This is a genomic window from Streptomyces sp. GbtcB7 (assembly GCF_019091445.1).
Classification (GTDB): domain Bacteria; phylum Actinomycetota; class Actinomycetes; order Streptomycetales; family Streptomycetaceae; genus Streptomyces; species Streptomyces mirabilis.
In genome coordinates this window covers 226885-250956 of record NZ_JAGXJM010000015.1, presented here as the reverse complement: position 1 = coordinate 250956, position 24072 = coordinate 226885, and the positions used below count along the sequence as shown (strand labels likewise).

At 72.3% G+C, this 24072-nt stretch carries 15 protein-coding genes; 7 read left to right on the top strand and 8 right to left on the bottom strand.

Annotated elements, in window-relative coordinates:
- Both KVT44_RS25315 and KVT44_RS25310 read right to left on the bottom strand, forming a co-directional pair.
- On the bottom strand, positions 1 to 401 hold a 401-nt coding region (locus tag KVT44_RS25315; protein WP_217568789.1), incomplete at its 3' end, for a VOC family protein.
- 229 nt (positions 402 to 630) lie between these two features.
- Positions 631 to 846: a DUF4177 domain-containing protein gene (locus KVT44_RS25310; protein WP_217568787.1), complete on the bottom strand. Its 216-nt coding sequence runs from the start codon at positions 844 to 846 to the stop codon at positions 631 to 633.
- 165 nt (positions 847 to 1011) lie between these two features.
- On the opposite strand from KVT44_RS25310, the gene KVT44_RS25305 reads away from it, so the two are divergent.
- Positions 1012 to 2526: an aminotransferase class V-fold PLP-dependent enzyme gene (locus KVT44_RS25305; RefSeq protein WP_217568785.1), complete on the top strand. Its 1515-nt coding sequence runs from the start codon at positions 1012 to 1014 to the stop codon at positions 2524 to 2526.
- A gap of 63 nt (positions 2527 to 2589) precedes the next feature.
- On the opposite strand, the gene KVT44_RS25300 is transcribed toward KVT44_RS25305, so the two are convergent.
- Together KVT44_RS25300 and KVT44_RS25295 are read right to left on the bottom strand one after the other, a co-directional pair.
- On the bottom strand, positions 2590 to 4296 hold the full coding sequence (locus KVT44_RS25300; RefSeq protein ID WP_217568783.1) for an ATP-binding cassette domain-containing protein: 1707 nt from the start codon (positions 4294 to 4296) through the stop codon (positions 2590 to 2592).
- 81 nt (positions 4297 to 4377) lie between these two features.
- Complete coding sequence (locus KVT44_RS25295; RefSeq protein WP_217568781.1) at positions 4378 to 6156, bottom strand: acyltransferase; 1779 nt, start codon at positions 6154 to 6156, stop codon at positions 4378 to 4380.
- 406 nt (positions 6157 to 6562) lie between these two features.
- Between KVT44_RS25295 and KVT44_RS25290 the strand changes: the two genes are divergently transcribed.
- The 5 genes from KVT44_RS25290 (at position 6563) to KVT44_RS25270 (ending at position 12175) form a co-directional block, all read left to right on the top strand.
- Entirely contained in the window at positions 6563 to 7321 is a 759-nt protein-coding gene (locus KVT44_RS25290) for a hypothetical protein (protein WP_217568779.1), read from the top strand.
- 347 nt (positions 7322 to 7668) lie between these two features.
- Complete coding sequence (locus tag KVT44_RS25285) at positions 7669 to 8223, top strand: toxin-antitoxin system, toxin component (protein ID WP_308314095.1); 555 nt, start codon at positions 7669 to 7671, stop codon at positions 8221 to 8223.
- A gap of 3 nt (positions 8224 to 8226) precedes the next feature.
- Positions 8227 to 9411, top strand: coding sequence for an MAB_1171c family putative transporter (locus KVT44_RS25280; protein ID WP_217568777.1), 1185 nt, complete (start codon positions 8227 to 8229; stop codon positions 9409 to 9411).
- A gap of 124 nt (positions 9412 to 9535) precedes the next feature.
- Complete coding sequence (locus KVT44_RS25275; RefSeq protein ID WP_217568775.1) at positions 9536 to 10741, top strand: DUF6545 domain-containing protein; 1206 nt, start codon at positions 9536 to 9538, stop codon at positions 10739 to 10741.
- A 36-nt stretch (positions 10742 to 10777) separates the two neighbouring features.
- Positions 10778 to 12175, top strand: coding sequence for an NAD(P)/FAD-dependent oxidoreductase (locus KVT44_RS25270; RefSeq protein WP_217568773.1), 1398 nt, complete (start codon positions 10778 to 10780; stop codon positions 12173 to 12175).
- Between the two features lie 60 nt (positions 12176 to 12235).
- On the opposite strand, the gene KVT44_RS25265 is transcribed toward KVT44_RS25270, so the two are convergent.
- The 4 genes from KVT44_RS25265 to KVT44_RS25250 form a co-directional block, all read right to left on the bottom strand.
- Positions 12236 to 13342 carry a M23 family metallopeptidase gene (locus tag KVT44_RS25265; protein WP_308314094.1) on the bottom strand — a complete coding sequence of 369 codons (1107 nt, stop codon included), beginning with the start codon at positions 13340 to 13342 and terminating at the stop codon, positions 12236 to 12238.
- Between the two features lie 104 nt (positions 13343 to 13446).
- Positions 13447 to 21444, bottom strand: coding sequence for a type I polyketide synthase (locus tag KVT44_RS25260; protein WP_217568771.1), 7998 nt, complete (start codon positions 21442 to 21444; stop codon positions 13447 to 13449).
- Positions 21445 to 21592: 148 nt separating this feature from the next.
- Positions 21593 to 22090: a YbaK/EbsC family protein gene (locus tag KVT44_RS25255; protein WP_217568769.1), complete on the bottom strand. Its 498-nt coding sequence runs from the start codon at positions 22088 to 22090 to the stop codon at positions 21593 to 21595.
- Positions 22060 to 22986: a DMT family transporter gene (locus tag KVT44_RS25250; RefSeq protein WP_190170571.1), complete on the bottom strand. Its 927-nt coding sequence runs from the start codon at positions 22984 to 22986 to the stop codon at positions 22060 to 22062. Before KVT44_RS25250 ends, KVT44_RS25255 begins: the two co-directional genes overlap by 31 nt.
- An 80-nt stretch (positions 22987 to 23066) precedes the next feature.
- Between KVT44_RS25250 and KVT44_RS25245 the strand changes: the two genes are divergently transcribed.
- Positions 23067 to 23987, top strand: a complete 921-nt coding sequence (locus tag KVT44_RS25245) for a LysR family transcriptional regulator (RefSeq protein ID WP_190170570.1) — start codon at positions 23067 to 23069, stop codon at positions 23985 to 23987.
- The last annotated feature ends 85 nt before the right edge of the window (positions 23988 to 24072 follow it).

Below are 24072 nucleotides of genomic sequence, written 5' to 3'. Positions count from 1 at the left end.
AGCTCGCCCTCCCAGATGCCGAACACCGCTCCGTCCCGGTCGGCCAGCAGCGCCGCCCGGCCCGGCGGGAACGAGATAGGCCCCACCGCGGTCGTACCCCCGCGCTCCTGACTACGGGACACCGTCTCGTCCGCACTCGCCACCGCGAAATACGGGGTCCACGTGGCCATCCTCTCTCCGATGCCGGACATCGCCGATACGCCGGCGACCGGCACCCCGTTGACCCGGGCGAACCGGTACTCCCTGCCCAGCCTGCCCGTGTGCCACTCCCAGCCCAGCACCGCGTGGTAGAAGTCCTGCGCGGCCCGCAGATCGCGTGTGGCCAGGCTGACCCAGCAGGGCGCTCCGAACACCGAGTGGCTGGAGACAACCGCACGGTCGAGTGTTCCGTCGCTCTTCATCGCTGTACCGTCCTGACCTCACTGGCCGGCAGCGGCTGGACACGAGTACTCCGGGATGCCGGAGGCGTACGGCAAGCGACCGGCACCCGCCCAGCCCGGGGAGGCCTTCCGCACCGGAAGGCCTCCGACGGCTCAGGAGTACCCGCGGATCCGCTGTCTCATCAGCTCCAGCATCCCGCGCCTCGGCCTCCTACGCACCATACAAGGACATAAACGGGCATAAATGGATTTACCCCAGGGGTCGCTCGAAGGTCAGGAGCAGCCCCTCCACCGCGCCGGGGCCTATGCGGCCCTTGACATCGGCGGACGTGATCGCCTTGAGCGCCCAGCCGTCCCCGGCGTGCTTGTTCAGAACCTTCTCCAGCTTGTCGCTGTCCAGCGCGTCGCCGATGAGCGACTCCCGGAAGGTGACGACCTTGTACTCGTACATGTAAGCGTTGCTCATGACTGCGGGGTTCTCCTGCGGTTCGAACGGTATGGCCGCGCCCACCCAATCACTGTTCGATGCCGCGGCACAGGGGAGGGGCCGGTCCGTACGGATACCTTTGGTGAAGCTTCATGGAGGGTCGGTCCGGGGCACGGGGAAGGGCCGGCCGGGCGGAGGGAACTCATGGACAAAGCACCGGGCAGCGGCCACATACGCGCGACCGAAAAGCCTTCCGGAGGCACTGCCGCCGGCGAAGGGGGCGCGGACGCCTTCGCCGGGCTGCGGGCGCGCGACTTCGGCTATCTCGACGAGGGCGGCCACACCTACCTCGACCACACGGGCGCCGGGCTTCCGCCGCGCTCGCTCGTCACGGGGAGTGCCGAACGGATCACCGGCGGTTTATTCGGCAACCCGCACTCCGAGAGCCCGGCCTCCCGCGCCTCGGGAGTGCTGCTCGCGGAGGCCCGCCGCGCGGTGCTGCGGCACTTCGGCGCGGACCCCACCGAGTACGCCGTGATCTTCACGCCCAACGCCACGGGCGCGCTGCGCCTGGTCGGCGAGGCGTATCCGTTCGCGCGCGGCAGCAGGCTGGTGATGTCGCTGGACAACCACAACTCGGTCAACGGTCTGCGCGAGTACGCGCGGACCAGAGGAGCCGCGACGGCGTACGTCCCCGTGAGCGGGCCCGGTCTGCGGATCGACGAGGAACGGCTGTGGGACGCGCTCACCGCGCGCGGACGCGGTCCCGGGCGTCACCTGAGCCGCCTGAGCCGCCTGGGGCGGCGCGGTGGCGTGGGGCCGCGCGGGCTGCTGGCCTACCCGGCCCAGAGCAACTTCACCGGCGTCCAGCATGCGCTGGAGTGGATCGCGCGGGCACAGGAGCAGGGCTACGACGTCCTGCTGGACGCGGCCGCCTTCGTGCCGACGAACCCGCTCGACCTCGGCCGGTTCTACCCGGACTTCACCGTGGTCAGCTGGTACAAGGTCTTCGGCCACCCCACCGGCATCGGCAGTCTGATCGCCCGCCGGGAGGCCCTCGCCAAGCTGCGCCGGCCCTGGTTCTCGGGTGGCACGATCTACGCGGTCAGCGCGCAGGCGCAGTGGCACGTCCTCGCCGACGACGAGGCGGCCTTCGAGGACGGCACGGTGAACTTCCTGTCCGTGCCGGACGTCACCGCCGGGCTGGAGTGGATCGACCGCATCGGCATGGACCGGGTGCACGCCCACGTCACCGCCCTCACGGACCAACTGCTCATCGGCCTGCGCGCGTTGCGCCACAGCGACGGTTCCCCGATGGCCCGCGTGTACGGCCCCTCGGATGCCGGGGCGGCCCGTGGCGGCACGGTCGCGCTCAACCTGTTGGGTGCGGACGGCCGGATCGTCGACGAACGCGTCGTCACCCGTGACAGCGCCGCGCGCCGCATTTCCCTGCGGACCGGCTGCTTCTGCAACCCGGGTGCCGGCGAGGCGGCGTTCGCACTGCCGCTGCGCCGGCTGCGCTCGGCCGCTGGCAGGCAACTCGGTTCGATGGAGGAGTACTTGGACTTGCTGCGGCTGCCTTCCGCGGGTGCCGTCCGCATCTCCCTGGGCGTGTCGTCCCAGCCCAGGGACATCGAGACGTTCCTGACGTTCGTGACTCAGACCTACCGCGACCGGGTGCCGGGGGTGACGGGGCTGGCGGCTCGGGTGGGGTGCTGAGGGGCTGGGGGGCGTGACAGCCGTCGTGGACCTGGACGCGCCCCCGGCGGCCGGGCATGGCGCTCAGCGACCCGCCCGGCTCCGTACCGCGCCCTCCCGGCACTTGCGCACCAGAACCGCCCACGTCAGCGCGAGGAACAGCACCGCGAACCCCGCGAGAATCAACCAGCCGCGGCTCGCCGGATGACCGAAGGAGTCCCCGTACGAGTCCAGCAGCGGCTGTCCCAGGGGCGACGCGCCCGTGCGCCACAGCGACTCCAGGCCGACCCCGCTGCCCAGTGCCTCGAACGCCCACCGGTTGGTCATCGCCCAGCTGATCGCCTCCCCGGCACCGGTCATCCGCGGCACCGGCACGAACGCCCCCGAGAACAGCACCTGCGGGAAGCACAGCAGCGGCAGCATCAGCGTCGCCTGGCTCGGCTCCGTCACCGCGGCCGAGGCCAGCAGACCCAGCGCGAGGGCCGCCGCCGAGGCCAGCACGCTGGACACGAACAGCGAACCGTACGTGCCCCATCCGGCCGCGGGCAGCCGGTCCAGTGCCCGCAGTACCACCAGCAGCAGTACGTCGGCGACCGCGAGCACCGGCAGCATGGTGGTCAGCTTCGACGCGACGTAGGGACCGATCCGCAGTCCGGCCAGCCATTCCCGGCGCAGTACGGGCAGTTCGGTGCAGATCTGCAGCAGCCCGTACGTCAGGCCGAAGAAGAACGCGCCGAACGCGATCCAGAACATGATCATCGCGGTCGATCCGGGGTCGGGCGTCGCGCGATCGAAGGCGCCCGCCCGGAACAGCACCGCGAACATCGCCACGATCATCACCGGCGAACCGGCAAGGACGGCGACGGAGAGGCGGTTGTGCAGGAGGAGCGCGGTACCGCGACGGGTGAGCAGCGCCCATTGGCGCAGGGCACCGACACGCCGGACGGGAACCGGAGGTGACAGTGTGTCGGCTTGGCGTACGTCGTCCGGCGGCGCGGCGTGCTCGACGCGTGCGCCCTGGGCCACCGCCTCGTACACCTCCTCGACCGTGCCCACCCCGAACGCCCCGCACAGCGGGCCCGGTTCACCGGCGTACGCGACCTCGCCGTCGGGGGAGAGGAACACCACCTGGTCTCCGCGGAGCAGATCGGCGAGCGTGTGCGTGGTGAGGACGACGGTGGTGCCGTCCTCGGCCAGCGCGCGCAGGGTCCGCAGCAGGGCGGCACCGGTCACCGGGTCGAGCCCGGAGGTGGGCTCGTCGAGGAAGAGCACGCGGGGGCGGGTGAGCAACTCGGCGGCGATACTGGCCCGTTTGCGCTCCCCGCCGCTCAGCGCGCGCACGGGCGTCGCCGCCCGGGAGGAGAGACCGAGAGCCTCCAGGACCCGGTCCACGCCCGTCGCGACGGACTCGGGTGTCGTGCCCGGCGGCATGCGCAGACCCGCCGCGTACACCAGCGTCCGGCGCAGCGGCAGCTCGCGGTGGATGATGTCCTCCTGCGGAACGAACCCGAACTCCGGCCCCGGCGGGCCGGGTTGCGTCCCGTCGTGCAGGACCGTCCCCTCCGTCGGCGCGCGCAGCCCGGCGAGCGTCTGCAACAGGATCGTCTTGCCCGCCCCGCTGCTCCCGGCGATCACGGTGAGCCGCCCGGGCGCGACGTCGAGGGACACGTCGTGCAGGACGTTCCCAGCGCCGTGTATGCGCTGTTCCACCGAACGTGCCTGTATGCGCAGGCCGTTGACCGAGGTGGCGGAGGCTTCGGCGGACGAGGACGGCTGTGTGGGCGTCGGCATGGGTGCAGCATGCCAGGGGGTGGCGCACCGCGCGGCCCAACCGTAAGCGCACGCCCCGGGGGACGCGGCGTTCCGCGCGGGCTACCCGGGTGTCGCGAACCCCGGCGACCGGGCCGGCTCCGGGCGATGGACGCCGCGCGGCCGGTACGCGAGCCGGTCCGCCACGCCCACCAGATCCGCGAGCAGCCATACGATCGCGAGCCACATCTCGGTGCCCTGAAGCCCCGGCTCCCGGCCCGGACCCCCACCGCCCTCGCCCGCGGGACCGAAACCGAATCCGGCGCCGTCCCGCCACCGCCCCAGCGCCCGCGTCAGCTGCTCCTCGGCCCACGCCCGCACCTCGGCCGCCCGATGTCCGCTGCGCCGTCCCGTGAGCCACAGGGGATGGGCCACGTCCAGCACGTTGCAGGCGTTCTCCCGGCCGGCCGCGAACCAGCGCTGATCTCGGCCGTGGGCCAGTACGGTGTCCACGACCCGCTCCGCGTACGGCACATCGAGCCCGAACTGGGCGTAGGAACCCCGGGTGAGCCGGTAGTAGCCGTTGACCAGCTGCAACCGGCCCGCGGCGGGCGACCCGGCGGTGCCCCACATCCCCGTCCACGGGTCCACCCGTGTGGTGAGCCAGCCGAACAGCGCCTCCAGCGCCCCCGGCTCCCCGTCCTCGACGCCGAGCTCCAGATTGCGATGGGCGCCGGTCGCCCAGCAGTCCACCCACGCGCCGGCGGACCAGGTCCGCGTCCGCCACGGCAGTGACTCCAGCCGCGCGAGCAGCTGACCGGCCGTCATACGCCGCACCACGTGCACGGGTCGGGTGAGGCGGGAACCCAGCAGGTCCAGGGCGTAGCCCACGGCCAGCACGTGGTACTCGGCGGTGCCGTCATCGATCCAGCCGTCGGCGGCCGGGGCGGGAAGCACCCCCGGGCCGCCGTCCGGAGCGAACTCGGGCACCAGTCCGCTGCCCGGATCCTGAAGGGCGCGCAGCCGCGCGGCGTGTTCGTCGGCGGCCAACTGCTCCGGAGGCGAGCCCAGCAGCAGGTCGGCGATCTCGACGGCGTCGCAGTGTGCTCGAACGGTCGCGGGAGCGCCCGGCCGGTCGGCGTAGCGGCCGGTGTCGGGGTTCCAGCACCGGGCGACGAGATCGGCGGCCTGCTCCCGGGCCCGGTCGGCGAACCGGGCGACGGCGTCCCCCAAGTCGCCCGACGGGTCCCCCGGGCGGTCGCCTGACAGGTCGTCCGAGAGTCCGCGCGGCTGGTCGCCAGAGACCGCTCGATCTCGTCGTGGTCCGCCCTGGGCGCGGCGATCGCGCAGGGGCCGGGCCGGGTTGCCCGCCGCGATCGTCCACGGCGCGAGATCCTTGGTGACGACCGCGCCCGCGCCCACGACGCAGTGGTCGCCGATCGTCACCCCGTCCAGTACGACCACGTGCGAGCCGATCCACACGTCGTCGCCGACGATGATGCCCTTGCCAGTGAGGGGCTGCCGGTGTACCGGCCGGTCGGGGGCGAAGCCGTGGTTGAAGCCGAGCAGCGAACTGTGCGCGCCGATCCGGACCCCGTCACCGAGGGTGATCCGGCCCCGGACCGTGGCATACGGGTTGACCGTGCAGTCGTCGCCCGCGGTCACCTGACCGGTGACGTAGGCGTGCCCGGCGACGTAGGAGTCGGTGCCCAGGCGCAGTGAGTCGGTGAAGACCCCGGCGGCCGGCGAGACGTAACAACGCGGCCCGAGGCGCGCGCCCGATTCCGCCAGCCGTCGCTGGTGCGCGTCCTGCGCGGCCCGCTGCCCGGCGGAGGCACGGCCCACGAAGTCCCAGGGGCAGTAGTCGAAGTAGGCGTCATCGAGAGCGGTTTCCGCGTCCATCGCACGGGAGTCTAGAGAGCGCTTGCTGTCGGGGCAACGCCCGTCGACCCCGCCTCCGCGCGACACGGCTCTTTCGCGCGCTGCGGCTCCTCCGCGCGACGCGGCCGACGCCGGCGGGAATCGGCCCGGGCTGCGACCGCACACCCCGTGATGGTGCACCGCCGCAGCCCGGAACACTCCGTGGGACCCGCGTCTGAGCGCACGCGGGCTCCCCCATCCCCGCAGCGTGACGACCGGTCCGCACGTCGTGTCGTGATCCTGCAATCCCCGGCCAGTCATGTCAACTGTTCTGGCCGAGTACGGCTATTGGAGTATCTTCCGCTCTGGCTGGCCGAGCCCGGCAGCGGCTAAAGTCTCCGAAGTCAACGTGCAGTTCCCCCCCCGTCCGACATCAGGAGACCTGCCGGTGAGAGAAACGCGCCGAGCGCTCGCCGAGACGCTCAGACGTATCGGCTCCCTGATCGGGGACGGGCAAAGCCGCGACGACGTGCTCGACGTGGAACAGCTCTCGAAGGAGAGCGGTGTCCCGCGCGACGTCGTCCGGATGCTGCTGGACGGCGAGGAGCCACCCGCCGAGGACATCACCGACCGCATCGTCCGCCGCATCGTCCACCTGCGCGAGACACGCCTGCGCCCCGACGGGACCCGCCACTCCTACGACGAGATCGCCGCCTCCTACGGGGCCTCCCGGGCATCCCTGTCGAACCTCGTCAACAGCCGCCGGAAGACGCCCTCGCCACAGATGCCTTCGCAGCAGGCGCTCTCGCGGCAAGGGCTCTCGGAGCAGGTGCCCTCGGAGCAGGTGCCCTCGCAACAGACGGGGGAGCGGCGCCCGGCCCGCTCCGGTGGCCCGTTGGCATCCACCCAGGCCGGCATCGAGACGTTCTTCTTCGGCCAGCCCAACGGCTGGCTCTCCGCCGAACCGCAGGCCTCGCTCGACAACGCTCTCCAGCCCGTCCTGCGCGGCCTGGAGGGAAAGGCGGCCGATCCGATGGCTCGGCTGCGCAGTACGCACGGGCTGAGGGAGTTGGCCGCGCGCGCCCCGCAATTGGCCGAAGAAGAGCTTCAGTTGGTGACTGACTGGATCGACACCATCCTGCAGCGCAGAAACGCTCAGCGGGTACGGGGTTCGGGATCGGACAGTTCGCACACCGAAGGGCACTGATCATGGGGGCACTCGGTCGTTTGCAGGCGCGTCGCCGCCCGGGGCGGGAAGTCCACGCCGCGCCGTCCGCCGGGCGCAGCCACCGGCAGGCGTCCCGCGCGCGGGCCGGAGCGCGTCCGGAACGCATCGGATGCGCCAGGACCGGATGCGTGTGTATCCCGTTTGATCGGTATTTGATCCCCCTCAGCTTGCTGCACACCGCAGAGCCTGGCGTGGCCGACAAGGCACCTTGTTTGGCATATTGACAGGCCGAGTCGGGCGTACCTTCGGCCGGGTGGGTGCAGGCAGGGTGGGATCGGCGGGCGTCGTGCGACGGTGCCCCATGCTGAAGTTCGCGGGGGAGAGCGGTGCGCACAGGCAGAGCCAAGGAGATGCGGAACCTGATCGGCCAGTTGGTCGACGGCGTGAGCCTGCCCGTACCCGCCGCTCCTGACGCGCTGTTCGACGCGCTCATCGCCGTGGTCGCCGACATCAGGGGCCGTGAGGTCGTCCTCCTCAAAGAGGAGTTCCCGCACCGCACCGCCACGGGACTGTGGCTCGACATGCCGGACCACGACATCGTCCTCGTCGACGCGCGGGCAGCGCCCGTCCACCAACTGGCCATCCTCTGCCACGAGATCTGGCACATGATCAAGGGCGATTGCGGCCACCACGCCGCCGGGGTGCCCGTCGCCGCACGCGTGCTGAGCGACCGGGCCGATGTGCAGCGGACGGTGAGGGCCGTGGCCGCGCGAACCGAGTTCCACGAACGGTCGGAGCAGGAAGCCGAGACCTTCGCCCTGCGGGCGGTGACGCATCTGCGGATCTGGCTGGAAGGGGAACCGGGCAGCCTCGCCACGGACCGGTCCCAGATCGCCGGCCGGATCGGCGCCTCACTGGGACACCGCCGGTCCCAGGTCTGAGCCGTGAACGCCTCGCGCTACTACATACCCGCGCTGGCCCTGTGGGCCGGCCTCGGAGTGAAACTGCCGGATCTGATCCGAACCTGGCGCGACCCCCTGGTCCGCTCGGTCTGCTGGGTGATCTTCCTCGGAGGCGCCGGATTCCTCTTCGCCGCCCCGCCCACCGTCGCCGCCGTGAACAGAGCGAGCGGCATCCCGAACCTCGCCGCCCCGCTGGACTACGTCATCGTCAGCGCCTACAGCGCCGCCTGCCTGCTGCTGATCCTTCACTGGCGCGGCGGGCCGGCCGACGACGTACGCCGCCTCGCCCGACGCTGGCAGATCGGCTACAGCGTGCTGATCACCTTGATCATCGTCCTCTTCGTGGCCGGGGACGCCCCCGTCGAGCGCCGTACGGATCTCGACACCTACTACGCCACCACGCCCTGGATCGGGCAGATGATCGCGCTGTACCTGCTCGGTCACATCACCGCGGCGGTGGCCACCACGGCGCTGTGCCGGCGCTGGGCGCTGGAGGTGCGCGGATGGCTGCGGGCCGGGCTGTGGCTCCTCGTGGCCGGATGGCTGCTGAACCTGTCCTTCAGCACCCTGAAGCTGACCGCGGTGGCGGCGCGGTGGGCCGGCGGGGACTGGGACGTGCTGAGCACCAGCCTGGCGCCCGGCATGGCGGGCCTGGCCGCCACCGTCGCCACCGTCGGCTTCACGGTGCCGCTGTTCGGGCCGCGGCTGGGCCTGCTCTGGCGCACCGTGGCGACCTGGCGGCGGCTCGGCCCGCTGTGGCACGAACTCGGCGGTGCCTCCCCGGGGAGTCCGCTCGCCGCTCCGATCCCCTGGTATTCGTCGTACGCCGTGCGGCTCACCCGGCGTGAGGCCGGCATTCAGGACGGGCTGAACCTCCTTCGCCCGCAGCTCGACGACCGGATCCGAGCCCGGGCGCAGTCAGCGGCTCGGTCCGCGGGACTCGGCGACGAGGACGCCTCCCGCATCGGCCTCGCCGCGATGATCGCCGCCGCCGTTCGGGTCCACCCCGACGGCGCGCCCGCCGAAACCGCCGTACTCGACCACTCCGCGGGCCTCATGGCGCGCGCCACCTTGATGGGCGTGGCGCATGCGTTGCGTACGTCCCCCATTGTCGCGGCGGCCCGCGTGGCCGCCGCGGCCCCCGCTGACGAGAGAACCCCGTCATGAGCCCGCACGGCGTGCCCCCGCGCCGGCCCGTCCCGCCACCGGACACGCCCCGGCGGGCCACGGCGCCCTTTCCGCCGTCCGATCGACCGGTCCCACGTACATCCCCAGAAGGCAGGCAGGCCTAGTGGACAGCGGCATCGTCTTCTACATACCCGGCGCTCTTCTCCTGGTCGCCGCGGGACTGAAGCTGTCGGCGGGCACGGGCCTCTGGCGGGATTCCCTGGTCGCGCCGAGCAACGCGATCCTGCTGGTCGGCTCCGCCGTGTGCGTTCTGTCCGCCCCGCCGACGATCCGGTACGTCAATGACGCGACCGGCGTCGCGAACTTCAGCGCCCCGCTGGTGTACGCCGGCATGACGGCGCTCAGTGCGAGCTACCTCGTCCTCATGATCCGGTGGAAGGGCGGACCCTCTGAGACGCAACAGCGCGCCGCCCGGCTCGTACTGGGCGTCTACGCACTGGTCATCGCGGGAATCTGGGTCCTGTTCGGCCTGGCCGAGGTCCCCGTGGAACGGACCCAGGACCTGGACACGTACTACGCCAACACGCCCTGCATGCGGGAAATGATCGTGCTGTACATGGTCGCGCACACGGCCGCCACCGTCGCTCTCGCCGTCATGAGCGTGAGCTGGCTGCGAGAGGTGCGCGGCGTGACCCGCGTCGGTCTGATCCTGCTCATCGTCGGCCTGACGTTCGACGCGGGCTACCAGATCGCCAAGTACACGGCCATGGCCGCCCGCTGGAACGGCGTGGACTGGGATTTCCTCTCCACCGACGTGTCCCCACCGCTCGTCATGCTCGCCGGCGTCACCACCGCCGCCGGCTTCGCCGTCCCCCGGGTCGGGCCGCCGGCGGTCGACAATCTGCGCGCGTGGAAGCGCTACCGACTCCTGAAGCCCCTCTGGGCGGAGCTGCAGACGCTGCGCGCGCCGACCGAGGGGATCATCCGCTGGTGGGATCCGCCGGTCGTGCGCCTGGCGCGCCAGGAGATCGCCATCTGGGACGGCGTTCTGGTCTGCTCGCCCTATCTCGATGACCAGGTGCGCACGACCGCGTACGCCGAGGCCGTGGCGTCACTCGCCGCCGACGGCACCTCCGGAGTCCGATCACCGCACCAGGCCACGGTGGTGGCCGAGGCGGCCATGCTGGCCGCGGCCCGTGTACAGGTCCGCCACGACGGCCGCGCGGAGGTACCGGCGAGAGCGGGAACCCTGGAGTCCATTTCCCGACCGCAACGGATGGTTCTGCTGTCGCGCGCGCTGTCCTCGTCCCCGATCGTCGCCCGAGCACGACGGCAGGCCGCCGCCCGTACGGCCGCCGGCCGTGACTGAGACTCCCGTTCCCCGCAACAGAAAAGAGTGCACCCTATGTCGTCGTCTGCCAGAACTGCCTCCCGCCGTACCGCGGTGGTCATCGGAGGGGGTATGACGGGCATGCTCGCCGCGGCCGTGCTCGCCGACTTCGCAGACGTGCGGATCATCGAACGCGATGTGCTGCCCGACGGCCCGCACCCCCGCAAGGGACTGCCGCAGGCCCGCCATGCCCACGTGCTCTGGTCAGGCGGCGTGAAAGCCCTCGACGACCTCCTGCCCGGCATCGTCGACCAACTCGTCGACCAAGGCGCCCACACACCGCGCATCATGACCGACCTGGTGTCCAAGGCCCCCTCGGGGCAGTGGTTCCGCAGATTCACCCATGCCCGCCACACCAACCTCCTGTGCAGCCGTGACCTCCTCGACGCGGTGATCCGCACCAGGGTTCTGCGGGACCACCGCATCACGCTCCTCCAGCAGACCGAACTGCTCGCCCTGCTGGGCGACGGGGACCGGGTGACCGGCGTCCGTATACGCGAGGAACAGGCCGAAACATCCCTCCCGGCCGACCTGGTGATCGACGCGAGCGGACGCGCCAGCCGTGCCCCCGTCTGGCTGCGGGAACTCGGACTTCCTCCGGTCCAGGAACGCACGGTCGACGCCGGTATCGGCTACGCCAGCAGGATCTACCGCGCGCCCGGCAGCGCCGCGGACGGCTTTCCCATCGTCAACGTCCAGGCCGATCCCCGCCGGATCCCCGGCCGGGGCGGCATCATCGTCCCCATAGAGGGCGGCCGATGGCTCGTGACGCTCGCCGGATCCCGCGGCGGGCAGCCCAGCAGCGACAACGACGAGTTCATGCCCTTCGCCCTGAGCCTGCCGCACCCCGTCATCGGTGAACTGCTGGCGAACGCCAAACCCGAGACCGACGTCATCACCACCCGTAGTACCGCCAACAAGCGGCGGTACTACGAGAGAGCCGCCCGCTGGCCCGACGGCTTCGCCGTGCTCGGCGACGCCGTCGCCGGCTACAACCCCGTCTACGGCCACGGGCTGAGCGCCGCCGCGCAGAGCGTGATCGCCCTGCGCCACGTCCTGCGCCAACAGGATCTCGGCGCACCCGGTACCGCCCGGCGCGTCCAAAAGGCCGCGGCCCGGCCGGTCGAGAACGCCTGGAGCCTGGCCGTGGGACAGGACGTGTTCTATCCGGACGCCAGCGACCAGCCGCCCACCCGGCTCGAACGGACCCTCGCCGCCTTCGTCGACAAGGCCGTCGACGCCGGCTCGCGCAACCCCCACGCCCTGCGCATCCTCCTGGACGTGATGAGCATGGAAAAACCACCCGCCCGACTGCTCATGCCCGACATGCTCGCGCTGGTCTACCTCGGCCGAAAGACGCCGCCCCTGGAAGGCCCGCCCCTGACCCCGCACGAACGCGAAGCCACCTCGTGACGTGTCAGCCGCTTCCTGCACGGGATCGCCCGCGCGGGCGACGACCGGCTCAAGGCGCCGTCAGGAGCCGGCGGCGAGCCATGGCATCGGGTCGGTGTACGTTCCGTCGACGAGTACCTCGAAGTGGAGGTGTGGGCCGGTCGACAGGCCGGTCGAGCCGACGAAACCGATCACCGTTCCGGCGTCGACGCTCTGGCCCGAGGTGACCTGAAGGGCCGACAGATGGTTGTACGTCGTCTCCAGCCGTTTCCCGCCGATGGTGCCGTGATCGATCACGATGCGGTTGCCGTAGGCCTTGGTCATCGCCGCGAACACGACCCGTCCCTGCCGTGCGGCGGATATCGGGGCCCCCTGGGGCGCCGCGAAGTCGACGCCGGTGTGCAGCTTGGTCACACCGGTGAGCGGGTGCTGGCGTGTGCCGAAGGGTGAGGTGACCACGAGAGAGGTGAGCGGCGGTGCCAGCACCGCGCTCGCCGCCCCGCTGCCGGAACTCCCGCTCTCCACCCGGTCGTACGTCTTGTAGCGCGGGAACAGTGCCTTGACCGCGGTGACGTAGGTCCGTGCCTTCGTGGGGACGTGCCCCGCCCGGGTCACCTCGTCCGTGCCCACCGTGTAGGCGGCGAGGATGAGGTCGAGGGGCTCTCCGGTGACCGTGCCATGGGTCTTGAGACGGGTGACCTTCTTGGCGAGAGCGCAGTCCTCGCGGGCGAGCGCCACGATGGCGTCCACCGGGTCGCGGGGCGAGGACCGTTTGTTGCCGTCCTCGTCCTTGCCCCAGGTCCGCCACTGCGCGTCGGTGAACCCGGCGATTCCCGTCTCGCCCGAGAGCGTGGCGAAGTCGGTGTCCCAGCTGGAACGTTGTTCGATCTGGGCCGCGAGGACGGACGGCTTCAGGACGGTGCACGTCTTGGCCGCCGCACGCAGCCAAGGGACGTAGGCATCCTCGACGTGCTCGGCGACCGCGCCGTCCGCGACCACCGCGCTGTTCGTACTCGGGTCCGGCGACAGAAGAGTGGTCAACCGGCCCGTCGCCGTCATGAACACCGCGAGCCCCACCACGGCGGTCAGCCCCGGCAGGACCAGCAGTGTGAACGGGCCGGGGCGGCGTCTGCGCCGGGTGCGCGCAGCCCCGGGCTCGGGTGGCGACTCGGGGGTCCTGATACTCACCAGGGGACGTTAGCGTTTCGTCCGCCGGACTTCAGGAGGAGCAGAGGCAAGGTCACGTGCCCGTTCGGGCACACCGCGGCGGGCGACGAAACCCGCCGCGGCGCTCATGTGGTCCTTGCTCGGCCCGGAGCGAGCGCGTCGATCCACTCGCGCACGGCCCGGGCCGTCGTCGGGGCGTTCTCCTCCAGCACACCGAGATGGCTGCCGGGGGCGTCCACCGTGTCGTGGGGGAGCGGCCAGGACGACCGCCACCGTTCCGGCATGTCCGGCAGTGGCTCGCAGGCGCGCACCAACAGGGTGGGAACCTGCGTGGGTTGAGGGTCCCAGCCGCGGAACATACGGGTGTAGGCGCCCAGCGCCAGCAAGGTCAGATCGTCCACCGCGCTGTCGAACCGCTCGCCGACGGCCGCGGGGATCCGGGCGGGCATCGCCAGCAGCCAGGGCTCGGCTTCGCGATCGGGGGTGACGTGGTACGAGTCCACCAGCACGAGTCCGGCCGGAGGCGCGCCGTCGGCTGCCAGCCGGGCGGTGACCGCGTGGGCGGCCGAACCGCCCATGGAGTGGCCCACGACGACGTAAGGGCGATCGCCGAGCTGCCGTCGGACGGTCGCGGCGTGCAGTTCGGCCAGCGTCTCCAGGTCCCGTGCCACGGCGACTCCGGTGTCGACGCCGGGGTGGCGCAGTTCGAAGACGTCCCGCTCGCCGTCGAAGGGGCCGGCGAGCCCCGCGTACCAGGGCCGACCGAGGTTGGTGGCGAAGCCGGGAACGCAGACGAGTGCCGGACCGTCCGCCCCCGAGGCCAGTCGCAGCGGCGGTATCGCGTGCTGGGCACCCTCGTCGTGGCCGAAGGTGGGTGCGGCGAGGGACGCGCTCACGAGGAGGTGCATCGCGGAGACGACGTCGCCCGTTTCACAGACCTGCCGATAGAGGGTCGGCAGCGACCTGCCGGTTCCGCGCCGGCGCTCAACCGTTGGGACGTCGGGGCGGGTCGGTTCATGACGCCGATCGCCCGCCGGCGGCCCGGCGGCAGCGGCATCGTCGGCCAGGGCGCCGCTCAGCTCGGCGTACAGGTGATCCGCGAGCCGCTCCGCGCTGGGCCAGTCGTACGCGACGGTGGCCGCCAGCGGGATCCCGGCGAGCAGGCTCAGCCGGTTGCGCAGCAGGACGCTCATCAGCGAGTCGAGACCGAGCTCCGGGAAGTCCCGGTCGACGGCCTCGACCTGCGCATGACCGAGCACCGTGGCGACCTCGGCGCGGACCAGTTCCACCAGGGTGGGCGCACGCTCGGACGGCGGCAGTGCCGCGAGGCGCTCTCGCCAGGCCCCGGCGACGCCGTCCGGCTCCGTCACCTCGCCCGCCACCCTGTTCGCCGCCGCGGGTGAGGCCGTCGGCCGGGCAGGGCGCAGCAGCCCCCGCAGCGGCGGCGGAACCTGTGTCCCGGCGGGCAGCGCTGCCGGCGAGCGGTCCAGCGGCAGCGGTGCGAGGACCGGCTCCCGGCCGCCGAGTGCGGCGTCGAACAGTGCCAGCGCCTGTTCCGGGGAGACCGCGCGCACCGCCCCGCCGTGCACCCGGCCCGCGCGCGCCGCCATCCCGTCGTCGTCGGCCCAGGGACCCCAGGCCAGGGACAGCGCGGGGAGGCCGAGGGCGGTGCGGTGACGGGCGAGTGCGTCCAGGAAGGAGTTCGCCGCCGCATAGTTGGCCTGGCCGGGATTGCCCAGCAGCCCGGCGGCCGAGGAGAACAGGACGAACTGCGACAGCGGCAGATCCTTCGTGAGCTCGTGCAGATGCCAGGCCGCGTCGGCCTTCGGCCGCAGTACGGCCGCCAGCCGCTCGGGGGTCATCGCTTCCAGCACGCCGTCGTCCAGGACCCCGGCCGTGTGCACCACGGTGGTGACGTCGGGTCCGAACTCCTTGATGAGGGACGTCAGTTGATCCCGCTCGGTGATGTCGCAGGCCATCAGGTCCACCCGCGCCCCCGCGCCTTCGAGCTCGGAGCGCAGCGCCTGCGCCCCCGGCGCCCGCTCCCCTCGTCGGCTGACGAGCACGAGATGCCGTGCGCCGTGCCGATCGACCAGATGCCGGGCCAGCAGCGCGCCCAGGGAGCCGGTGCCGCCGGTGATCAGGACGGTGCCCCGGCCGAGGGAGCCGTCCGCCGCCGCCCCGGGAGTGGCCGCGAGCCGAGGGACACTCAGCAAGCCGCCCCGGATGGCCAGTTGCGGTTCGCCCGTGCCGAGGGCGGCAGGCAGCAGCCGTAGCGACTCGGGACGGCCGTCCACATCCACGAGCGTGAGGCGACCGGGGTACTCGGCCTGCGCGGCCCGCAGCAACCCCCAGACCGTCGCGGCGGGCAGGTCCGGCGCCGCATCGGCGGCGCCACGCGTGACCACGGCCAGCCGCCCGGAACCGGCGAGCCGCGCACGCAGCGGATCCAGTGCCCGTACGGTCAGCGCGTGGGCCGCGGCGGCGGGGTCGGTCCCCTCGTCGGCGTGGGCGGACAAGGACACCACGACCACCTCCGGAGCGTCCGCGGCCCCGGACGCCCTGTCCCGCCGCGGCAGGAACGCGGCCAGCCCCAGGTCGTCGGGTTCCTCCACCGCGACGGCGGGGCCTTCGCCGACAGCCGGAACGCCGGTCCACCGCAGCCTGTACAGCTCTCCGACCGGGGCGACACCCGCCTTCGGCACCGGTCGGGTCGTCATCGACTCCAGCCGGGCCACGGGCGCACCCGAGGGCGTGGCGAGGTCGAGGCCGACCGTGTCCGGGCCGGTGTTCCTGATGCGTACGCGCAGCGCCGTGGCCCCGGTCGCGTGCAGCGTCAGGCCCTGCCAGGCGAACGGAAGCCGGGCCGGTCCGGAGGGCGGCTGGGCAAGCAGTCCCGCGTGCAGGGCGGCGTCCAGCAGCGCCGGGTGGAGGGCGTGACGCCGGGCCTCCGGGAACGACACCGGGCCGACTTCGGCGAACAACTCCTCGCCTCGCCGCCACAGGGCCGTGACGCCCCGGAACGCCGGCCCGTACGCGAGCCCGGTGGCGGCCAGCCGTTCGTAGGCGCCGGTGAGATCCACGGGCGTGGCACCCGGCGGCGGCCACGCGCCGAGCGAGGCCGGGCGCTCCAGGACACCCGCAACCGCCGGTCCGAGCCGACCGGTCGCATGGTGCGTCCAGGCGCCGAGCGCACCGGACTCCTCCGGTCGCGCGTACACGTCCGCCGTGCGCCGTCCGGCGCCGTCCGGCTCTCCCAGGGCCACCTGGACCTGGATCCCCTCATCGTCGGCGGCGGGGAGGAACAGCGGGGTGAGAAGGGCGAGATCCTCCAGTACGGCGACACCGCACGCGTCACCGGCATGGAGCACCAGGTCGGCGAACGCGGCCCCGGGCACCAGGGTGTGCCCGCCCACGGCATGGTCGCGCAGCCACGGCTGGGCCGCGCCGGACAGCTGGCCACCGCACAGCACACGCTCCGTGCCCGGCACGGTGACCGTCTGGGTGAGCAGCGGATGGCCCGAACCGGCTGCCGCGTCGGTGGTGGGCTCGGACAGCCAGTAGCGCTGCCGCTGGAAGGGATAGGTCGGCAGGTCGACCCGGCGGGCGCCGCTGTCCGCGTACACCCGGCGCCAGTCCACCGGCACACCGTGGGCGTGGAGTCGACCGAGCGCGTCGAACAGCGTCCGCGGCTCCGGGGCGCCCCGCCGGGCGGCGGCCGTGAACAGCGGGTCCTTGCCGCTCTCGGCCAGAGCCGTCGTGGCCTGGGCCGTGAGGTGCGCGTCCGGCCCGATCTCGGTGAACGCGGTCACCCGCCCGTCGTACGCCAGCCAGCGCAGCGCGTCCCCGAACCGCACGGCCTCGCGGGCGTGCCGTACCCAGTACTCGGCCGACCGCAGCTCGTCTCCGGCGGCCGGGCGTCCCGTCAGCCCCGACAGCACCGGAATGCGGGCCTGACCGTACGTCAGTCCGCCGACGACACGGCCGAATTCGGCGAGCATCGGGTCCATCAGCGGGGAGTGGAAGGCATGGCTGACCCGCAGCCGGACGGTGCGGCGCCCGAGGGCGGCGAAGCGCCGGGCGAGCGCGAGGACGGGTTCCTCCACACCGGAGACCACGACCGCGCGGGGGCCGTTCACGGCAGCGATCGCGGTCCCGTCGGTCAGCTCGCGGGTCACCTCCACCTCGGTGGCGTCGAGCGCCACCATGGCGCCGCCCTCAGGCAGCTCCCGCATCAACCGACCCCGGGCCGCGACCAGTTGGACGGCGTCCCGCTCCGACAGGATGCCCGCGGCGTGCGCCGCCGCCGCCTCGCCGATCGAGTGTCCGACCAGGAAGTCCGGCCGTACGCCCCAGGACTCCAGGAGTCGGAAGGCGGACACCTCGAAGGTGAACAGGGCCGCCTGGGCGAAGTCCGTACGATCCAGCAGCGCGTTCTCGGCGGTGTCCCAGAGCACCGAGCGCAACGGGCGTTCCAAGTGCGCGTCGAAGCGGTCGCACAAGGCGTTGAAGCTGTCGGCGAAGACCGGGAAGACCTCGCACAACTCCCTTCCCATCCCCGAGCGTTGGGCTCCCTGACCGGTGAACAGCAGGGCCGACCGGCCGGCGGAGTCCGCCGGGCGGGACACGGCGGTCGCCGCCAGGGCGTCCAGGGCGCTCAGCGTCTCCGCGCGGTCCTCGGCGGCGACGGCGGCTCGGTGGGGGAGTGCGGCCCGGCCGGTGGCGTGGGTGAACGCCACGTCGACCAGGGCGAGTTCGGGGCGCTCCCGCAGTACGGCCGCGGTCCGTGCGGCCTGCGCCCGCAGCGCGGCCGAATTCGCGCCGGAGAGGAGCAGCGGCGGTGTCACCGCGCCGCGACGGGAGGGTGCCGCGGCGACCGTGCCCGCCTCGGCCTCCTCCAGGATCACGTGCGCGTTGGTCCCGCCGATGCCGAACGCCGACACCGCCGCCCGGCGGGGCCGCCCGGGCACGGGCCGCCACTCCTCGTCCCGGGTCAGCAGCCGTACGGCGCCCGACGACCAGTCCACCCGTGGTGACGGCTCGTCGGCGTGCAGCGTGCGCGGGAGCCGTTCGTGGTGCATCGCCAGTACGGTCTTGATGACACCGCCCACCCCGGCCGCCGCCTGGGTGTGCCCGAGATTGGACTTCAACGAGCCCAGCCACAGCGGCTGTTGGGCTGCCCGGTCCTGCCCGTACGTGGCCAGCAGAGCCTGCGCCTCGATCGGATCGCCGAGCGCGGTGCCCGTGCCGTGTGCCTCCACCGAGTCCACGTCCGTTGGAGACAGTCCCGCGTCGGCGAGGGCCGCGTGGATCACCCTTTGCTGAGCGGGCCCGTTGGGGGCGGTCAGCCCGTTGGACGCGCCGTCGGAGTTGACGGCCGAGCCGCGCAGCACGGCCAGGACCGGATGACCGTTGCGGCGCGCGTCGGACAGCCGTTCCAGCAGAACCAGCCCCACGCCCTCGCCCCAGGCGGTGCCGTCGGCCGCCGCGGAGAAGGGTTTGCAGCGCCCGTCCGGTGCCAGCCCGCGCAGCCTGCTGAACGCGATGAACGGGCCGGGCGAGGCCATGACCGTGACCCCGCCCGCGACGGCCAGCGAACACTCGCCGTCGCGCAGGGACCGTACGGCCGTGTGCATCGCCACCAGCGACGACGAGCACGCGGTGTCCACCGTCACGGCGGGCCCGCGCAGCCCCAGCGTGTAGGCGATCCGGCCGGAGGCGACGCTGCCCGCCGAACCGAGGGCGAGATGCGCCTCCAGTTCGTGTCCGCCACGCTGCAGGAGGCGGCGCCCGTAGTCGGCGTGCATCACGCCGACGAAGACACCGGTGTCGCTGCCGCGCAGCCCCGACGGGTCGAGGCCTGCCCGTTCCAGCAACTCCCAGCCGGTCTCCAGCAGCAGCCGTTGCTGCGGATCGGTGGCCAGCGCCTCGCGCGGCGACATGTTGAAGAAGGCCGCGTCGAAGTCGGCCGCCCGGTGCAGGAAGCCGCCCCTGCGGGTGAGGGAGGTGCCGGGCCGGTCGGGGTCGGGATCGTACAGGTCGGCTGTGTTCCAGCCACGGTCGGTGGGGAAGTCCGAGGTCGCGTCGGTGCCGTCCGCGACGAGCCGCCACAGATCCTCCGGGGACTCCACGCCCCCCGGGTAGCGGCATGCCATGGCCACGACGGCGATGGGCTCCCTGGGCTCGACGCGGGCTCCGCCGCCGGACGTGCGTGCGGCGGCGGGCCTGTGGTCGCCGCGCAGCGCGTCGCGCACCAGGACCGCCGCGGCGGCCGGCGTGGGATGGTCGAACACCAGCGTCGCCGGCAGATCGAGGCCGGTCGCCGTGCCCAGCCGGTCGCGCAACAGCACACCGCCGAGCGAGGTGAGTCCCTGGGCCGTGAAGGGCAGTTCGGGATCGAGCGACTGCGCGGGGACGTCGAGCGTGCGGGCGGTCTCGTCGAGTACCAGGTCCAGTACGGCGTCGGACGCGGCCGTCAGCCGCTCACGCAACGCCGAGGACGCGGCCGAACGTTCGGCGGCGAGCCGCTCCGTCAACTGCTGGGCGAGCGCGGACCGGACGATCTTGCCGGAGGGCGTGCGGGGGATCGCGGGGGTCGGGTAGATCTCGTCCGGCACCTTGAACCCGGACAGCCGCTCCCGGCAGTCGGCGAGCGCCCGCGCCGTGTCGAACCCGTCCGGTCCCGGGACGACGAAGGCGACCGGCACCTCGCCCAGCACGTCGTGCCGCCGGCCGACGACAGCGGCGTCGGCGATGTCGGGACGGGCCAGCAGTACCTGTTCGACCTCGGACGGGTTGATGTTCTCCCCGCCCCGGATGATGAGTTCCTTGACCCGGCCGGTGACATGGAGATGGCCGTTCGCGCCGAGCCGGCCCAGGTCCCCGGTGCGGTACCAACCGTCGGAGAACGCCTTCGCGGTGGCGTCCGGACGGTTGTGATAGCCCGTCATCAGTCCGGGGCCGCGGACCCAGATCTCCCCGTCGGCCCCGTCGGCCCCGTCGGCCCCGTCGGCCCCGTCGGTGACCTCGGCACCGGTGGACGGATCGGTCAGCCGCACCGAGAGCCCCGGCAGCGGAGGCCCGCTGGAGGCGTCGTTGCGGGGTCCGTCGAGCCGCTGGACCGCGATCTTCCCGCAGGTCTCCGTGGAGCCGTAGCCGTCGAGCAGGGGAGCGCCGAGGACACGGCCGACCTCCGCCTTCAGCTCAGGGGGACAGGGTGCGCCCCCGGTGACGCACAGGCGCAGTGACGAGGACACCGGGGCCGCCGTCTCCCGCAGCGACTCCAGCAGGAGGCGATAGGTGGCGGGCACCCCGGCCAGAATGGTGAACGGCTCGGCGTCCAGCGCCTGGGCGACGCTCGCACCCGGGGCGAGGAGGCGTGCGCTCGCTCCGACCGCGATCACTCCCATCAGGCACAGCGAGTGCGCGAAGGCGTGGAACATGGGCAGGGGCCACAGCAGCCGGTCCTCCTCCCGCAGTCCGTGCGCCGGCACGTAGGCCGCCGCCACCGACCACAGGGCGGCACGCTGGGTGGAGACCACGCCCTTGCTCTCCCCGGTCGTGCCCGAGGTGTAGAGGATCCACGCCGGATCGTCGAGACCGAGGTCGTCCCGGGGCGCCACACCAGGATCCGTCCCGGCCAGGTCCTCGAAGGCGAGCGCGTCGGCGTGCAGATCCTCGAAGCGGAGCTCGTCGTCGGGCAGGTCGCCCTGGCCGACGACGGCCATCCGTAACTCGGTTCGCTCAGCGGCCAGTCGGGCGACCCGGGTGGCGAGCGACTCCTCGGTGATCACCAGGACCGCGCCGCTGTCGTCGAGGAAATACCCCAGCTCTTCGTCCGACGCACCAGGGTTCAGCAGCACGCCGATGGCCCCGGCCCGCAGCACCCCGAGACAGCTCTCCACGAGCTCCACCCGATTGCCCAGATGGATCGCGACCCGCTCCCCGCGCCGCACCCCGAGCCGCGCCAGATGCCCCGCCAGCCGGCCGGTGCGCTCCTCCAACTCCCGGTAGGTGACGGCGCGGCGGCCGTCCACGTAGGCGGTCCTGCCTCCCCGCCGAGTCGAGTGCTCCCTCAGAGTGCCGGCCAACGCACGCACCAACTCGCCCTGGAACTCGGCCATTTCCCACCCCTACGACTTCGACCGCAGACCACTCGCCGTAACCGTACGTCAGCCGAACCCCCGTTCAGCAGCGCCGCAACCTGGCGGCGCGTCGACCGCAGCTCCACACCATCCCGCCTCCGGCATTCCGGAGGCGGGGCCTTCTTGTTCAGTCCGAGCCGGGACGGGCAATGCGTTCGACACGCGGCTCGGCGAGCCTGGCGTAGTCCGCCCCGGACATGGCCAGCGAGCGATCAAGGCGGGCGGCGTTGAAGTAGAGGCACGGCCGCGCGACGACGTCCGGATCAGCGACGAGTTCGAGTGCGGGGTCGAAGCTGAAGGGCAGAACGGTGCCGGGGACGGCATGGGCCAGTCGCTCCGCCGTGGCAGCGTCGCAGAATCCGACGTAGCGGGCCGCGAACAGCGTGCGGATGGCGTCGAGGTCCACACGCCGGTCCCCGGGGACGACCGCGAGCACGTGGCGAGTGACCCGCCGGTCGATCTTGACCATCAGGACGAGGCACTTCGCGGCCTCGGACACCGGGTGCCCGCGCAGTGCGCTGACCGTGTCGGTGGTGCCTTCCGGTTCGTGGTCGATGAGTTCGTACGCGGTCGCGGTGCTGTCGAGCAGGCTGATCAGACGCTCGTAGGTGCCGTTGTCCGGCATGGGGACTCCTCGATGTGGGTGGTGCGGTGGGTGCGTTCGATGTGCTGTCCCCAGTACGTTCCGGTGACCATGAGCGCAGCGCCGAGGGCGGCGAGGACGGTGAACCCTTCGCCGCCGAGGCAGACGCCGACCACGACCGCCCAGACCGGTTCGGTGCCCAGCAGCAGACTGGCCCGGCTGGCAGAGCTCTTCTGCACCGCCCAGGTCTGGGCGAGGAAGGCGAACACGCTGCAGAACAGGGCGAGATACACGAGCTGGCCCCAGACCGCGGCGTCGACCCGAGTCAGCGTCGGCAGGGCGCTGGCGGCGGGCACGACGAACAGCGCCGAGCCGACAGCCGTCTGGACGGCCGTGAGCTGCAACGGCCGCACGACGCGGCCCTTCGTGAGCCGCCCCACGAGTGCGACATGCGCCGCGCGCACCACGGCGGCGGCGAGCATCAGCAGGTCGCCGATCCCGGGGGTGTGGAAGCCGCTGCCGGACATGAGCAGGGCGACGGCCACCAGACACACACCCGTGGCGGCGAAGAAGCGCGGAGGCAGCCGTCCGTTGTCCGTCGTGCGGTCCAGCAGCGGGGTGAGCACGATGGTGAGGCTGATGATCAGTCCGGCGTTGGCCGCGCTGGTGTGCGCGACCCCGTACGTCTCCAGAACCAGGACAGCGGCCTGAGTGATCCCCAGCACGGTCCCGACTCGTACTTCGTCCCGCGTGCAGCGCTCCTTCCGGCGGCGGGCGCCGACGAGGGCGAGGCAGGCGATGGCGGAGATCGCGTACCGCGCGAACAGCACCACCAGGACGGGCAGGGCATGGGTGGCCGTCTTCGCGGCCAGGTAGCTGGAGCCCCAGACGATGGCGACAAGGAGAAGCACTGCGTCAGTGCGGCGGGTGTGGAACACGCCCCTACGCTGCACTGTTCCCACCCTGAAGCCAAGAACGATGTTCTTCAGCGAACCTGAAGCATCACTACACTGAGCAGGTGAATGAGCGACAGTTGCAGATCTTGCGGGAGCTCGGCGAGTCGGGAAGCGTCACCGCCACCGCCGAGGCGCTGTTGATGACGCCCTCGGCGATCTCCCAGCAGTTGCGGCTGCTGCAACGCTCGATCCCGGTCCCTCTCACCGAACGTGACGGCCGACGGCTGGTGCTCACCGATGCCGGGCAAGCCCTGGCCCGTGCCGCGATCGAGGTGGAGACCGCGATGGCCACGGCACGGCACGCGATCGACGAGTTCGTCGACCAGCCGGACGCGGGCGTGTCGGTGGCGGCCTTCCACAGCGCGGCCTCCGCGTTCTTCCCGCTCCTGCTGCTCGGCCAGGCAGGACCTGGACGCCCGCGGCTCTCGCTCGCCGACGAGGACGTCGCGCAGGACCACTTCCCCGGACTGACCCGGGACTACGACCTCGTACTCGCCCACCGTCTCGACCAGGCGCCGCCGTGGCCGGACACGGTCACCGCCGACACGCTGCTGCGTGAACCGCTGGACGTCGCCCTGCCGGCCGGCCACCCCCTGACCGCCAAACGACGTCTGACCCCGCGCGACGTCGCGGACCAACCCTGGATCACCGTTCACGACGGGTTCCCGCTGATGGCCACCATCGACGCCATCGCGAGCGCCGCGAACCGACGGCTCGACATCGTCCATCGCATCAACGAATTCTCGGTCGTCGCCGAGGCCGTCGCCGCCGGAGGGGGCCTGGCCCTCATGCCCCGCTGGACCACGCGCCCACACCCCGCGCTCGTCCTCAGACCTCTCAGTGGCGTGCACACCCGGCGCCACATCGACGTGCTCCACCGCCCCGAACGCGCCGCACGAAGAGCCGTACGCACGGTGCTCACCGAACTCCACCGGGCAGCGGCGACGATCCAGAGGCGGGACGGCGGCGCGGTTCCGGCGTGAAAGCGACGCCCGCGACCAGACCGGTCAGGATTCGAGAAGCGCCGGCCGGCGAGCCGCAGCTAGCGTGACGGCCAGGTCGGCAGCG